Origin of the sequence: Oryzisolibacter sp. LB2S (assembly GCF_040732315.1) — a bacterium.
GTDB lineage: Bacteria > Pseudomonadota > Gammaproteobacteria > Burkholderiales > Burkholderiaceae_C > Alicycliphilus > Alicycliphilus soli.
In genome coordinates this window covers 3,654,431-3,668,481 of record NZ_CP160388.1, presented here as the reverse complement: position 1 = coordinate 3,668,481, position 14,051 = coordinate 3,654,431, and the positions used below count along the sequence as shown (strand labels likewise).

Annotated in this window: 13 protein-coding genes; 3 read left to right on the top strand and 10 right to left on the bottom strand. The window is 67.9% G+C overall.

Annotated elements, in window-relative coordinates; translation table 11 throughout:
• The 6 genes from ABUE11_RS17250 to ABUE11_RS17225 all read right to left on the bottom strand — a co-directional run bounded on the left by ABUE11_RS17250 (nucleotide 1) and on the right by ABUE11_RS17225 (nucleotide 5,720).
• Nucleotides 1–753, bottom strand: coding sequence for a phosphate/phosphite/phosphonate ABC transporter substrate-binding protein (locus ABUE11_RS17250; protein WP_367066662.1), 753 nt, complete (start codon nucleotides 751–753; stop codon nucleotides 1–3).
• Complete coding sequence (locus tag ABUE11_RS17245) at nucleotides 750–1,244, bottom strand: PAS domain-containing protein (protein WP_367066661.1); 495 nt, start codon at nucleotides 1,242–1,244, stop codon at nucleotides 750–752. The genes ABUE11_RS17250 and ABUE11_RS17245 overlap by 4 nt, the downstream gene beginning before the upstream one ends.
• 10 nt (nucleotides 1,245–1,254) lie before the next feature.
• Entirely contained in the window at nucleotides 1,255–1,617 is a 363-nt protein-coding gene (locus ABUE11_RS17240) for a roadblock/LC7 domain-containing protein (RefSeq protein ID WP_367066660.1), read from the bottom strand.
• 472 nt (nucleotides 1,618–2,089) lie between these two features.
• Nucleotides 2,090–3,541 carry a sensor histidine kinase N-terminal domain-containing protein gene (locus ABUE11_RS17235; protein WP_367066659.1) on the bottom strand — a complete coding sequence of 484 codons (1,452 nt, stop codon included), beginning with the start codon at nucleotides 3,539–3,541 and terminating at the stop codon, nucleotides 2,090–2,092.
• Between the two features lie 66 nt (nucleotides 3,542–3,607).
• Entirely contained in the window at nucleotides 3,608–4,282 is a 675-nt protein-coding gene (locus ABUE11_RS17230) for a response regulator transcription factor (protein WP_367066658.1), read from the bottom strand.
• 127 nt (nucleotides 4,283–4,409) lie between these two features.
• A complete protein-coding gene (locus ABUE11_RS17225) occupies nucleotides 4,410–5,720 on the bottom strand; it encodes a D-amino acid dehydrogenase (RefSeq protein ID WP_367066657.1) in 1,311 nt (436 codons plus the stop codon).
• 126 nt (nucleotides 5,721–5,846) lie between these two features.
• Between ABUE11_RS17225 and ABUE11_RS17220 the strand changes: the two genes are divergently transcribed.
• Nucleotides 5,847–6,320, top strand: coding sequence for a winged helix-turn-helix transcriptional regulator (locus ABUE11_RS17220; protein WP_367066656.1), 474 nt, complete (start codon nucleotides 5,847–5,849; stop codon nucleotides 6,318–6,320).
• On the opposite strand, the gene ABUE11_RS17215 is transcribed toward ABUE11_RS17220, so the two are convergent.
• Entirely contained in the window at nucleotides 6,321–6,803 is a 483-nt protein-coding gene (locus tag ABUE11_RS17215) for a helix-turn-helix domain-containing protein (protein ID WP_367066655.1), read from the bottom strand. It abuts the gene before it with no gap.
• A gap of 141 nt (nucleotides 6,804–6,944) precedes the next feature.
• Between ABUE11_RS17215 and recA the strand changes: the two genes are divergently transcribed.
• Complete coding sequence (gene recA / locus ABUE11_RS17210) at nucleotides 6,945–8,033, top strand: recombinase RecA (RefSeq protein ID WP_367066654.1); 1,089 nt, start codon at nucleotides 6,945–6,947, stop codon at nucleotides 8,031–8,033.
• A 276-nt stretch (nucleotides 8,034–8,309) separates the two neighbouring features.
• The gene (gene recX, locus ABUE11_RS17205) at nucleotides 8,310–8,768 is read left to right on the top strand and encodes a recombination regulator RecX (protein WP_367066652.1); all 459 of its coding nucleotides are present in this window, start codon (nucleotides 8,310–8,312) and stop codon (nucleotides 8,766–8,768) included.
• Between the two features lie 55 nt (nucleotides 8,769–8,823).
• Here recX and ABUE11_RS17200 read toward each other — a convergent pair whose 3' ends face one another.
• Genes ABUE11_RS17200 through secD form a run of 3 tightly spaced genes read right to left on the bottom strand, consistent with a single transcriptional unit; the run spans nucleotide 8,824 to nucleotide 14,040 of the window.
• Nucleotides 8,824–11,118, bottom strand: coding sequence for a DUF1631 family protein (locus ABUE11_RS17200; protein ID WP_367066650.1), 2,295 nt, complete (start codon nucleotides 11,116–11,118; stop codon nucleotides 8,824–8,826).
• Between the two features lie 54 nt (nucleotides 11,119–11,172).
• On the bottom strand, nucleotides 11,173–12,126 hold the full coding sequence (secF, locus tag ABUE11_RS17195; protein ID WP_367066648.1) for a protein translocase subunit SecF: 954 nt from the start codon (nucleotides 12,124–12,126) through the stop codon (nucleotides 11,173–11,175).
• Between the two features lie 12 nt (nucleotides 12,127–12,138).
• Entirely contained in the window at nucleotides 12,139–14,040 is a 1,902-nt protein-coding gene (gene secD / locus ABUE11_RS17190) for a protein translocase subunit SecD (RefSeq protein WP_367066646.1), read from the bottom strand.
• Between the last annotated feature and the right edge of the window lie 11 nt (nucleotides 14,041–14,051).

The window sequence follows — 14,051 nt, the reverse complement described above, 5'->3', positions numbered from 1 at the left end:
TCAGTCGACCAGCGTGTCCATGAGATCGAGCATGAACTCGCCGTCCTCTGCCGTCATGGCAGCAAAGCCGTCGTCCATGCCCAGGGCCTCGAGCACGGGCTGCCCGTCGGGAGTGCCCGCGAGCCCGACCAGGGCCTGCTGCAGCCTGGCGGCGTCGTCCGCGCGGCGCGCATGGACCAGCATCACATGCGTGATGTCCGTGAGCTTGCTCTCGATCAGCGGCCTGAGCTGTGCCCGGGTCAGGCCGGACAGCGAGTGGTATGCCTGCGCCAGCATGAAGCAGGCATCGACCTCGCCCTTGATGGCCATGCGCGCGGCTGCCTGATACGACTCCACCAGTTCCCAGCGCAGGTCTGCCTCGGTCAGGTCCGCAGGTTCGAGCAGGCGCAGGCCGATGAGTCTGACGTCCTTGTTGTCGGTCAGTGCGATCCTGGCGCCGGCCTTCAGGTCGGTGATGTGCTCGTTGCCGGAGCTGGCCGCCGCGGCGATCACCATCTCGCTGGACCGGCCGATCGGCCGCGCGATCGCCTCATAGCCCGACTCGCGGATCATCGAGGCCGCATCGAATGGATTGGCGTAGACCACATCCACGTCGCCCCGCGCGATGAGCTCGCCCTGCTCGGCGGCCGATGCGGGCGTCAGCAGGTGGATGGAGAGGTCTGTGCGCCTTTGCAGCACGGTGTTGAGCATGTGCCATCCGGCGAAGCGCTCGGGTGCGAAGTCGGGGGCGATCAACAGGTTCAATCGGCTCATGACGCGCCTCCTTCCTTGGCCAGCAGTTGTTTGTACAGCGCCTCGGCCTCGCCGATCTTGCGGCGCGAGGGCTCGCGCCGCACCGACGTATAGCCCACCACCTGGCCGTTGCGCCTGTTGGGTACGGCCGTCGCGTAGACCCAGTAGTGCGACCCGTCCTTGCACAGATTCTTGATGTAGCCATGCCACTTGTTGCCGGCGCGCAGGGTGCGCCACAGATCTTCATAGGGCGCCCGGGGCATGTCCGGGTGGCGCAGGATGGACTGCGGCTGGCCTATGAGCTCGTCGCGCTCGTATCCCGAGATCTCGACGAAGGCGTCGTTGCAGTGGGTGATGACGCCGTCCAGGTCGGTGCGCGAGATGATCAGCCGACCGGCGGGATAGGGACGCTCGCGCTCGCTGACATGCAGGAGGGCCGTGCGCCCGTCGTGATAGCGGTGTTCCCGCGCGCGTGTCGCATCGGCCGCAGGCTGTTGTACGGTCAAGCCCATGGTCGGCTCCTCAGATCAGCTTGGCCAGCGCCTCGGCGGCGCGCTTGATGTCCAGGAACAGCAGGCCGAGCTTGGCGTTGTGCTTGGCCAGAACCGTCAGCACGGCCTCGTTGCCGCAGGCGCTCATGATGACGTAGCCCTTCTCGCCCTGCAGCAGCACGCGTTCGAGCGTGCCTCGGGCGAGTTCGCGCGCGGCGCGGTCGCCCAGGGACAGCAGGGCGGCAGACATGGCGCCGACGCGGTCCTCGTCCATGCCCTGGGGCAGGGCCGAGGCGATCATCAGGCCGTCGGTGGATATCAGCGCCGAGGCCTCGACGTCTGCGGACGAACTTTTCAACTCCTCAAGTACTTGCTGAAACATGTCAGTACGCATGGCTTGATACTCCTTCGTGAATGCCGTTTCCCATCGGTGATGTGCAGCGCCGGGCGATGCACCCCGAGCCCTCGAATGCGTCATGCCGCCGGTGTCGCCACGCCGCGGACGCGGGCAGTCGGTGCCATCCTCGAAGCCCTGGGGGCGCCCCTGGCGAGAGCCATGGATCACCGTACGGCCGGCGAATACACGTCACATCGAGAAACAAATTTAACACTAATCAATGTTTGTCCATGTCAGTCGTCGGTAAGCATTGATTTTTTCTACCGATGTCTATGGGTTGATTGCGGTGGGCTGTCGCGTGCATGGCCACGGCTCGGGTCGAGGCACGGTCCGCCCGTGCGCCGCCATCGGGCGTCCTGAGGAAGGCGGCGCTGCGAGCGAAACGCGAGGGCGGGCTGCGGCACGCCCAGGAGGCTGAAACGGCCGGTTGATGCCGCGGAGGGCATACGGCCGCGATGAATGGGCGTCTTCAGTCGTCCGCGCTGGCGGCAAAGCGCACGCTGAAGCGCGCGCCCGGCATGGGCGCTCCGGGGCGCACGTCCTCGAGCAGCACGTCGGCGCCATGCTGGCGCGCGATCTCGCGCACGATGGGCAGGCCCAGGCCCGAACCGTCGGCCTCCGAGCCCAGGGCGCGGTAGAAGGGCTGGAAGACCAGTTCGCGCTCGGCCTCGGGCACGCCCGGGCCCGTGTCCTCGACCTGCAGCAGCACGACCTGGGCAAAGCGGTCGGGCAGCACGCGCGCCGTCACCATGCCGGGCTGGCCGCCCCCCGCGGGCGTGTAGTTGATGGCGTTGTCCACCAGGTTGCGCACCAGTTCCTTGAGCAGTGTGGGGTTGCCCTCCATCCACACGCCGGGCGTGCCGGGGTCGGCGCCGTCGTAGCCCAGGTCGATGTGCTTGTCCATGGCGCGCGGCACGCTGTCCTGCACCACCTCGATGACGAGCCGCGCCAGGTCCACGCGCTGGCGCTGCACCACGGTGCTGCCGCCTTCGGCGCGCGCCAGGGCCAGCAGCTGGTTCACCGTGTGTGTGGCGCGGATGGAGGAGCGTCCGATCTGCTTGAGCGACTGTTTGAGCTCCTCGGTGCTCGTGCCCTCGCGCTGGGCCAGGTCGGCCTGCATGCGCAGGCCGGCCAGCGGGGTCTTGAGCTGGTGCGCGGCGTCGGCCAGGAAGCGCTTTTGCGTGGCCATGGATTCCTGCAGGCGCTGCAGCAGGTCGTTGACGGAGTCGACGAGCGGCGCCACCTCCATGGGCACGGCCTTGTGGTCCAGCGGCGAGAGGTCGTCGCTCTTGCGCGCGCGAATGCGCTCCTCGAGCTGGTGCAGCGGCTTGATGCCGCGCACCAGGGCCAGCCACACCAGCAGCACGGCCAGCGGCAGGATGACGAACTGCGGCAGCATCACGCCCTTGATGATCTCGGTGGCCAGCACGCTGCGCTTGGAGCGCGTCTCCGCCACCTGCACCAGCGCCGCCGGTGCGCCGGGCAGGGGCACGCGCACCCAGATGTAGGCCACGCGGATGTCGATGCCGCGCAGCTCGGTGTCGCGCAGCCTGACCTCGCCCGAGAACGGGCGCTCGTCGGGCGGTGGCGGCGGCGGCAGGGGCAGGTCGCGCTCGCCCGAGAGGTATTCGCCCTTGGGGCCGAGCACCTGGTAATAGATGATGTCGGACTCGTCGGCGCGCAGGATCTCGCTCGCGGGTTGCGGCAGGTTGAACGCCACGCGCCCTCCCTGCACCGTGACGAGCTGGGCCAGCGCATGGGCGTTGTATTCGAGCGCGCGGTCGAACGGCTTGTTCGCCAGGCCCTGGGCGACGAGCCAGGTCAGCGCCAGGCTCACGGGCCACAGCAGCAGCAGCGGGGTGAGCATCCAGTCCAGGATCTCGCCGAAAAGGGAGCGCTGCTCGCGCTGGAAGAGTTTCACGGTTTTGGGTGTTTCAGGCCGCTGGCGCCCTTGTGGAAAGCGTCGACAGCTATCAACAAGAGAGCATCAGCCGGAGATTTTTTCCAGGCAGTAGCCCAGGCCGCGCACCGTGGCAATGCGGATCGGGCCCTTCTCGATCTTCTTGCGCAGGCGGTGGATGTAGACCTCGATGGCGTTGTTGCTCACCTCCTCGCCCCATTCGCACAGGCGCTCGACGAGCTGCTCCTTGCTCACCAGGCGGCCGGCGCGCTGCAGCAGCACCTCCAAGAGGCCCAGCTCGCGCGCCGACAGCTCGACCATCTTGCCGTCTATGGTGGCCACGCGCCCGGCCTGGTCGTAAACCAGCGGGCCATGCTTGATGGTGGCGCTCGTGGCGCCCATGCCGCGGCGCGTGAGGGCGCGCACGCGCGCCTCGAGCTCCGACAGCGCAAAGGGCTTGGCCATGTAGTCGTCGGCGCCCAGGTCCAGGCCCTTGACGCGCTCCTCGATGCTGTCGGCCGCCGTGAGGATGAGCACCGGCAAGGCCGATCCGCGCCCGCGCAGGCGCTTCAAGACCTCCAGCCCATGCAGCTTGGGCAGGCCCAGGTCCAGGATCAGGAGGTCGAATTCGTTGTTCGTGAGCAGGGCGGTGTCGGCCTCGCTGCCGCTGGCCACATGGTCGACGACGGCGCCCGAGGCGCGCAGGGTGCGCAGCAGGCCGTCGGCCAGCACCTGGTCGTCTTCGGCGATGAGGATGCGCATGGTGTATTACTCCTGGATTCCGCAGGTGTCCCTGTCGTGGGGGCGGGCACCTGCCGGAATTCTAGGAGTTCTGCACCCTTGTGCGCCCCGATCTGCGGCAAGGGGCGCAGCCCGGTGCCAAGCCGGCCTACGCGGCGTGACCGGTGGCGTGGCGCAGCGGTTTGGCCGGCGCGCCGCCCAGGTAGCGGTCCACGGACAGGCCGTCGGTGGAGATCTCGGTCTTGCGCCCGGTGAGGATGTCGGCCAGCAGCCGGCCCGAGCCGCAGGCCATGGTCCAGCCCAGCGTGCCGTGGCCGGTGTTCAGGTACAGGTTCTTGTGCGGCGTGCGGCCGACGATGGGCGTGCTGTCGGGCGTCATGGGGCGCAGGCCGGTCCAGAATTCGGCACGTGCCAGGTCGCCGCCGGGGAAGAGCTGGCGCGTGACCATCTCCAGCGTGGCGCGGCGCTGGGGCCGCAGGGTCTTGTCGAAGCCAGAGAGCTCGGCCATGCCGCCCACGCGGATGCGCTTGTCAAAGCGCGTGAGCGCGATCTTGTAGGTCTCGTCGAGCACGGTGGAGACGGGCGCCAGCGCCTCGTCCTCGATGGGGATGGTGAGCGAGTAGCCCTTGACCGGGTAGACGGGGATGTCCAGTCCGCTCGACAAAAGCAGTTCACGCGAGTAGCTGCCCATGGCCAGCACATAGCGGTCGGCCGTGACCACCTCGCGCTCGGGTGTGGCCAGCTGCACGCCGTTCACGGCGCCATGGCCGTCGAAGAGCAGTGCATCCACGCCTGTGCCAAAGCGGAACTTCACACCCAGCGCCTGCGCCATGCGCGCCAGCGCGTTGGTGAACTGGAAGCAGTCGCCGGTCTCGTCCTGCGGTAGGCGCAGGCCGCCGGCAATCGTGGCATCCGCGCGCGCCAGCGCGGGCTCGGCCCGGCGCACGCCCTGGGCGTCGAGCAGCTCGTAGGCGATGCCGCATTCCTCGAGCACGGCGATGTCGCGCTGGGCCTGGTCCACCTGCTTCTGCGAGCGAAACAGCTGCAGCGTGCCGGCCTGGCGCCCTTCGTATGCGATGCCGGTGTCGCGGCGCAGTTGCTGTATGCACTCGCGGCTGTAGTTGGCCAGGCGCAGCATGCGCTCCTTGTTCACGGCGTAGCGCTCGGCCGAGCAGTTGCGCAGCATCTGGGCCATCCAGCGCAGCTGGAACAAGCTGCCGTCGGGGCGGATGGACAGCGGCGCGTGCTTCTCGAACATCCACTTGAGGGCCTTCATCGGGATGCCGGGCGCGCCCCAGGGCGTGGAGTAGCCGAACGACACCTGGCCGGCGTTGGCAAAGCTCGTGTCCTGCGCCGGGCCGTCCTGGCGGTCGATCACGGTGACCTCGGCACCCGCGCGGGCGAGGTAATAGGCGGTGGTCACGCCGATCACGCCGGCACCCAGGACTACAACTTTCATGGTCTGTCTCCGATGTTCGATCAATGATCGTGACTTTACGGATTTGCGCGCGCATACTTTGCTGAAATATCGTCGCACTACAGCAATGTTTGCTGTTTGTGCCCCTCCTTCCCTTACTTTTCAGCAATGTCTGATCTCGACGCCATAGACCGGCGCATCCTGGCCCTGTTGCAGCAGGATGGGCGCCTGACCATGACCGAACTCGGCGAGCGCGTGGGCCTGTCCACCTCGCCCTGCTCACAGCGCGTCAAGCGCCTGGAGGCCCAGGGCGTGATCACCGGCTACCACGCGCGCGTGAACCCCGCGGCGCTGGGCAAGAGCCTGCTGGTGTTCGTGGAGATCACGCTGGCGCAGAAGTCCGAGCAGATCTTCAAGAAGGTGCGCGACGAGCTGCAGAACATGCCCGAGGTGCTCGAATGCCATTTGATCTCGGGCAGCTTCGACTACCTCGTCAAGGCGCGCCTGGCCGGCATGTCGGAATACCGCAGCCTGCTCGGTTCCATCCTGCAGCAGATGCCCGTGCCCGCGCAGTCCAACAGCTATGTGGTGATGGAGGAGGTCAAGGAGAGCCTTGTCATCCCCGTCGACCGCGGGCGTTGATCAGCCGTTTGCATAGGCCTCGAGCCCCAGGGCCACGACGGTGGCCACCTCCTCGCCGACCGCGGCGCGAAACTCGCTTTCTGCCTGCGCCACGGCCGCGCGGAACGCCGCAAGCCACGCCAGGCCCGTGGGCGTGAAGCAGACGCGGCGCGCACGCGCATCGTGCGCGTCGGCCTCGCGCGTGACCAGGCCCCAGGCCTCGCATTGGTCCACCAGGCTGGCCATGGCCTGCTTGGTCATGCCGGCGCGCTCGGCCAGGTCGGTCAGGCGGTCGCCCTGCAGCGACAGATGGCGCGTGATGTGGATATGGGCCGCGCCCACCTGCTCGCGCGCGGCCAGGTTGGACAGAGCCAGCGGCACCTGCACGTCGCGCGCCATGAGCTGCAGCACGCGCGCGTCGAAGCGCCGCAGCGCATGGCCCATGAGGCGGCCCAGGTGGGTCTGGCGCCAATCGTCGGCGTGGGAGAGGAGCGGGTTGAACATGGGCGCATATTGTCAGGCAAACTGACTAAAAATATCTTCCGGATAGAATGGCGGCCTCATAAACTACTGTTCACGCATACAGACTGTTGATCAAAACAGTCTGCCACCGAAAGCACTATGGCCACCAAGAGGAGCAACTCCATGGACACCACCGTCAAGACCGCCGACCAGAGCGAAAAGGCCAAGGCCCTGCAGGCCGCGCTGGCCCAGATCGAGAAGCAGTTCGGCAAGGGCACCATCATGCGCCTGGGCGAGGGCGAGCAGATCGAGGACATCCAGGTGGTCTCCACCGGCTCGCTGGGCCTGGATATCGCCCTGGGCGTGGGTGGCCTGCCGCGCGGGCGCGTGATCGAGATCTACGGGCCGGAATCCTCGGGCAAGACCACGCTCACGCTGCAGGTCATTGCCGAGATGCAAAAGCTCGGCGGCACCTGCGCCTTCATCGACGCCGAGCATGCGCTCGACACCCAATACGCGCAAAAGCTCGGCGTGAATCTCAACGACATCCTCATCAGCCAGCCCGACACCGGCGAGCAGGCGCTGGAGATCGTCGACTCCCTGGTGCGCTCGGGCGCCGTGGACCTGATCGTCGTGGACTCGGTCGCGGCCCTGGTGCCGAAGGCCGAGATCGAGGGCGAGATGGGCGACCAGCTGCCCGGCCTGCAGGCGCGCCTCATGAGCCAGGCGCTGCGCAAGCTCACGGCCACGATCAAGAAGACCAACTGCACGGTCATCTTCATCAACCAGATCCGCATGAAGATCGGCGTCATGTTCGGCAGCCCCGAGACCACGACGGGCGGCAACGCGCTCAAGTTCTACGCCTCGGTGCGCCTGGATATCCGCCGCACGGGCAGCATCAAGAAGGGTGACGAGGCCATAGGCAACGAGACCAAGGTCAAGGTCGTCAAGAACAAGGTCAGCCCGCCGTTCAAGACGGCCGAGTTCGACATCCTGTTCGGCGAGGGCATCTCGCGCGAGGGCGAGATCATCGACATGGGCGTGAACGCGCGCATCCTGGAAAAGAGCGGCGCCTGGTATGCCTACAACGGCGAGAAGATAGGCCAGGGCCGCGACAACGCGCGCGAGTTCCTGCGCGAGAACCCCGACCTGGCGCGCGAGATCGAGAACAAGGTGCGCGAGAGCCTGGGCATCGCCCTGCTGCCCGTGGCCACGGCGGGCGATGCGGCCGAGGACAAGCCCGGCCGCGGCAAGAAGGCCGCCGAGGCCTGATCGACGTCTGGATTTCGTTGCAAAAAAAGGCTTCCGGCGCTCATCCATTAAGCGCTGGAGGCTATTGTTTTTGATGATTCGCGCTGAGAATCCCCCGCGCCATCCCCGCCCCCCGCGTCATCCCCGCGAAGGCGGGGATCCATGCGCGCCACAGGTGGTCGCCTCGTCGCAGTGGTGGATCCCCGCCTTCGCGGGGACGACCGGGGCAGTCGGCGCCGCGCCCGGCGGCCACGCGGATCAACGGCTCCTGCAGCCGCACTGCTGCGGATAGCGTCCATGGGCTTCGCCAAACCCTCGCTCAAGGCCCGCGCGCTGCGCCTGCTCGCGCAGCGCGAGCATTCGCGCGCAGAGCTCGAGGCCAAGCTCGCGCGCCATGTGCAGGAGGGCGAGGACCTCGCGGCCCTGCTCGACGAGCTGCAGCGGCGCAACTTCATCAACGAGGAGCGCGTCGCCGAGTCCGTGGTGCATCGCCGCGCGGCGCGCTTCGGCGCCCAGCGAGTGGCGCAGGAACTGCGCCGCAAGGGGCTCGACGAGGACCTGGTGCGCGCCGCGGCGGCGCAGCTCGCGGACACCGAGCTCGAGCGCGCACTGGCCGTGTGGCGCCAGCGTTTCGGCGCTGCGGCGCCGGCCGCCACGCCCCAGGAGCGCGCGCGCCAGATGCGCTTTCTGGCCGCGCGCGGCTTTGCCGCCGACGTGGTGCGCCAGGTGCTGCGCTGCGCCGATGAATATGAATGAAAAGCGGCCGCAGCGCTTGTCCACACAGCGCTGACAGCTCACTAATTTGTAGTGTCTACTCGAACAGACGCTCGGGATTGGCGTCGAGCTTGGTGAGCGCGTCGCGCGTGGCGCGCAGCGTGAGGCTTTCGTCCTCCTGGGCCGCCAGCAGGCCGGACTGCAGATAGACCCCCAGGCGCCTGAGCTGCAGCAGGTAGCTGCTGCCATCGGCGGCGGCAAACAGGTGCAGCTGCTTGCGCTCGCTGTGCCAGACATATTGCACGCGCGCCGAGGCGCCGTTGTGGTCAATCGTGAACCAGGCGCCCAGCGGCAGCTGCTGCGCCCAGGCCACCATCTCCTCCTGCACCGGCGCCTCGTTGTCGGCGATGACATGGATGGCCGAGGCGTCTATGCCCAGCAGCAGCTCGATGTTGTCGGCGCTCAGCGGGATCTCGCCGAGGGCGTCGTCGCTGATGAAATCCTCGAGGCTGGCCAGGCGCCGGGCCAGGGCGTCGATATGCTCCTGGGGGATGGCGGCGGTCTTGGACAGGAAGGCCTCGGCCAGCGTGTCGGTCAGCCGCTTGATCTGCGCGTCCTGGGGCGCTCCGACCACGCCCGCCAGCGTCAGGCCCTGGCGCAGGCGCTGCAGCAGCGTGGGCAGCTGCTGTATGACGCGCGCACGGTCGGCGCGGTTGGGCTTGGCGCTCGCGGCCCACACCAGATCCCCGGCGGCGCGCTTGTAGTCCGCGGTGTCTGCATGCTGCGGGCCGTCGCGCACGGCCGAGATGGCGAGCACCTCGGCCCAGGTCTTGAAGAGGAATTCGCGGATCTCCTCGCGTATGGGCATGTCCTTGAGCAGCTTGCGCAGCTCGATCGTGTACTGCACGGTCAGCGTCTCGCGCTGCTCGACCTGCTGGGCCACGCTCACGATGCGGGCCGTGCCCTGGCGCTCCGTGAGGAACTTCGCGAGGAATTTCTCGAACTCGGCCAGCACCAACTCGAACACGCGCTTGCCGGTCTCGGGGTACTGCTCGATGACCTGCACCACGCGGCGCACCTCGGACTCGAGCGCCGTGCCGCTGATGGCGCTGGCGTCGAAGCCCAGCACGCAGCTGCCCATGCGGTCGATGAGCTGGCGCGCGGGGTGGGCCAGATCGTTGAAGAACTCGGGTTCGGCCAGCGCCACGCGCAGCACCGGTACCTGCAGGCGCGCAAACCACACGCGCATGGCCGGCGGAATGCGGTCCTCACTCAGAATGCTCTGGAACATCAGGGCCACGACCTCGATGATGGCCTTCTCGCTCGCCGTGCTGGCCTTCTTCTTGAACTCGGTCGCGCGATCGCGCACCACCTGGGCCACATGCACCACGGCCTGCGGGCTGTAGTCCTCCACGAGGGTGGCCATGCCGCTGTAGTACAGGTCGGCGACCACGCGCTCGTCGGCCAGCGCGTGCATGAGCACCGGCGAGGCCGGCATCGGCTGGGTCGCGTCGCCGTCCGTGTCCGGCTGCGTCAGCAGGCGGCGCAGCTGCACGATGACGCCCTGGGCGCGCTGGCGCGCGTAGGCCAGCGGGTTGGGAAAGCCGGCAAAGCCGCCACGCGCACCCGCGCCGGCGGCCGGCACGGCGCCGGGCGGCGCCATCACCGTGGCGGGGAAGGGCGTGTCGCGCCCCAGCCGTGCGCCGCCGCTGTCCGCGCCCAGGCCGCCGGAGCGGCTGCTCCCCATGCCCGCGGGGCGGCGCGTCAGCGTGCGCAGTTCCTCGGCCGTGGCCACGCCCTGCTGGTCGTAGAGCTGGGTCAGCGCCTCGTACTGCGCGAGCGCCAGGTCGCCGAGCTGGCGCTGCAGCGGGTCCAGGGCCAGCTGCATGTCGTCGCGCTTGAGGCCGACATCGAGCCATGGCTCGATCATCCGCAGGCACAGGGTCTCCGCGCGCAGCACGTCGCGGCCGGGCAGCTCCTGGCCCTCCAGGTGCTGGGTGCGCTGGCGCACGGCGTCGAAGCTGGCGCCCACATGCTCGGCCACCGTGAGCGCCATGCGCGAGGCGAGCAGCTTGTTCTCGACCACATCGTCGCCCACGAGCTCGAGGCCGCCGTCCAGCGGCACGGCCGAGCTGATGGGCTGGGGCTGCAGGGCCTCGCGCCAGGCGCGCCCGACCTGCTCGACCCAGGCCTTGCGGTGCTTCTGGTAGTCCATCCAGGCGTCGCGGCGCCGCTGCATCTCGCGCTGCGTCCCCGTCTGGTTCATGAGTGTGGACAGAAACTCATGCACCGCCTTGTCCAGCGCCGGCAGGCCGGCGCACAGGCCGTCCACAAAGCGGTGCCGGCCCAGCTGGGCCAGGCGGCGTTGTGCGGGAGGGGGCGCGGAAACCATAGGGTAGTGATATTAGCCTTTGCCTCGGCCGTGGAGGCATGGCCGCTGTGGCGCTCAGACCACGGCGCCGGAGTTCGGGTCGTTGGGATCCTCTTCCTTGCGCGTGGAGGCCTTGACCAGATCCTCGCGCTTGACACCGAGCCACATGGCGATGGCCGCGGCCACGAACACCGAGGAGTAGATGCCGAACAGAATGCCGATGGTCAGCGCCAGCGCGAAGTAGTGCAGGCTCGGGCCGCCAAAGAAGAACATGGACAGCACCATGGCCTCGGTCGAGGCGTGGGTGATGATGGTGCGGCTCATGGTCGAGGTGATGGCGTGGTCTATCACCTCGTGCGTGCTGAGCTTGCGAAAGCGCCGGAAGGTCTCGCGGATACGGTCGAAGATCACGACCGACTCGTTGACCGAGTAGCCCAGCACGGCCAGCACGCCGGCGAGCACCGAGAGCGAGAACTCCCACTGGAAGAACGCGAAGAAGCCCAGGATGATGACCACGTCGTGCAGGTTGGCGATGATGGCCGCGACGCCGAACTTCCACTCGAAGCGAAACGCCAGGTAGATCACGATGCCCAGCACCACCATGCCGAGCGCCATGAGGCCTCCATGCACGAGCTCCTCGCCCACCTGCGGGCCGACGAACTCGGTGCGGCGCAGCACCACGTCGGCGTCCTGGGCCTTCAGGGCCGTGAGCACCTGCTCGCTTTGCTGCGCCGAGGTCACGCCCTTCTGCACCGGCAGGCGGATCATGACGTCGCGCGAGGTGCCGAAGTTCTGCACCACCACGTCCGGGTAGCCCAGGTTGGCGACGGTGTCGCGCACCTTGCCGATGTCGGCGGTCTGGGTGTAGGCCACCTCCATGACGGTGCCGCCCGTGAACTCCACCGACAGGTGCAGGCCGCGCGTGACCAGGAAGAACACGGCCAGGATGAAGGTGATGAAGGAAATCGCGTTGAGCACCAACGCGTACTTCATGAACGGGATGTCTTTTTTTATTCGAAAGAATTCCATGATTCCTTCCCCTTATTCGTTGCTCGAGCGCCCGGCCACGGAGCGCAGCTGCGACGCGTCCTCGGGCTTCCAGACCTGGCCGATGGCCACGCTCTTGAGCTTTTTCTTGCGGCCGTACCAGAGGTTGACCAGGCCGCGCGAGAAGAACACGGCCGAGAACATGCTGGTCAGAATGCCGATGCAGTGCACCACGGCAAAGCCGCGCACCGGGCCCGTGCCGAAGGCCAGCAGCGCCAGGCCCGCGATCAGCGTGGTGACGTTGGAGTCCAGGATGGTGGCCCAGGCGCGCTCGTAGCCCGCGGCAATCGCCGCCTGCGGCGCCACGCCCGCGCGCAGCTCCTCGCGAATGCGCTCGTTGATGAGCACGTTGGAGTCGATGGCCACGCCCAGCGCCAGCGCCATGGCGGCGATGCCGGGCAGGGTCAGCGTGGCCTGCAGCATGGACAGCACGGCGATCAAGAGCAGCACGTTCATGCCCAGGGCCACGGTGGAGAACACGCCGAACAGCATGTAGTACACGCACATGAAGACGGCGATCGCCGCCATGCCCCAGACCACGGAATGGATGCCGCGGTCGATGTTGTCGGCGCCCAGGCTCGGGCCTATGGTGTATTCCTCGATGATCTCCATGGGCGCGGCCAGCGACCCCGCGCGCAGCAGCAGCGCCGTGTCGTTGGCCTCCACGGTGGTCATGCGGCCCGAGATCTGCACGCGGCCGCCGCCGATCTCGCTCCTGATCACGGGGGCGGTGACGACCTCGCCCTTGCCCTTCTCGAACAGCACGATGGCCATGCGCTTGCCAATGTTCTCGCGCGTCACGTCCTTGAAGATGCGCGCGCCCTTGGCGTCCAGCGTCAGGTTGACGGTGGGCTCCTGGGTCTGGCCATCAAAGCCCGGCTGGGCGTCGGTGAGGTTCTCGCCCGTGAGGATGACCTGCTTCTTGACGATCACGGCCTGGCCGTTCCTGTCCAGATATTTCTCGTCGCCGAACGGCACGGGGCCGGTGCCGATCTCGGCCGCGCGCGCCTCCGTGCCCTCGTCGACCATGCGCACCTCCAGCGTGGCGGTGCGGCCCAGGATGTCCTTGGCCTTGGCCGTGTCCTGCACGCCGGGCAGCTGCACGACGATGCGGTCCAGCCCCTGCTGCTGGATCACGGGCTCGGCCACGCCGAGCTCGTTGATGCGGTTGTGCAGCGTGACCATGTTCTGCTTGAGCGCCTGCTCCTGCACCTTGCGCAGGGCCTCGGGCTTGATGGTGGCGCGCAGCTGAAAGCCCGTGCCGTCGGGCGTGGCCACGGTGGCCAGGTCCGGGAACTGGTCGGCGATCAGGTTGCGCGCGGCCGTCAGCGTGGCCTCGTCGCGCACGCGGATGTCCACGGTCTGGCCGTCGCGGCTGATGCCGCCGTGGCGGATGTTCTTCTCGCGCAGCGAGGTGCGCAGGTCGCCCGCGTAGGACTCGGCCTTCTTCGTGAGCGCGGCCTGCATGTCCACCTGCAGCATGAAGTGCACGCCGCCGCGCAGGTCCAGACCCAGGTACATGGGGCGGGCGTTGATGGCCGTGAGCCAGTCGGGCGAGCGCGACACGAGGTTGAGCGCCACGATGTAGCCCGGGTCGGCGGCGTCGGGGATCAGCGCCTTCTCGATCGCGTCCTTGGCCTTGAGCTGGTTGTCCGGCGTGTCGAAGCGCGCGCGCACCGAATGGCCGTCGAGCGCCACGGAGTCGGCGCTCACGCCGGCCGCCTGCAGCACCTGCTCGACGCGCTGCTTGAGCGCCTCGTCGACCTTCACGGAGGTCTTGGCCGAGGACACCTGCACCGCAGGGGCCTCACCGAAGAAATTGGGCAGGGTGTACAACAACCCTATCAGCAGCACGACCACGAGGATCGCGTACTTCCAGACCGGGTAACGGTTCATGATCGCGTTCT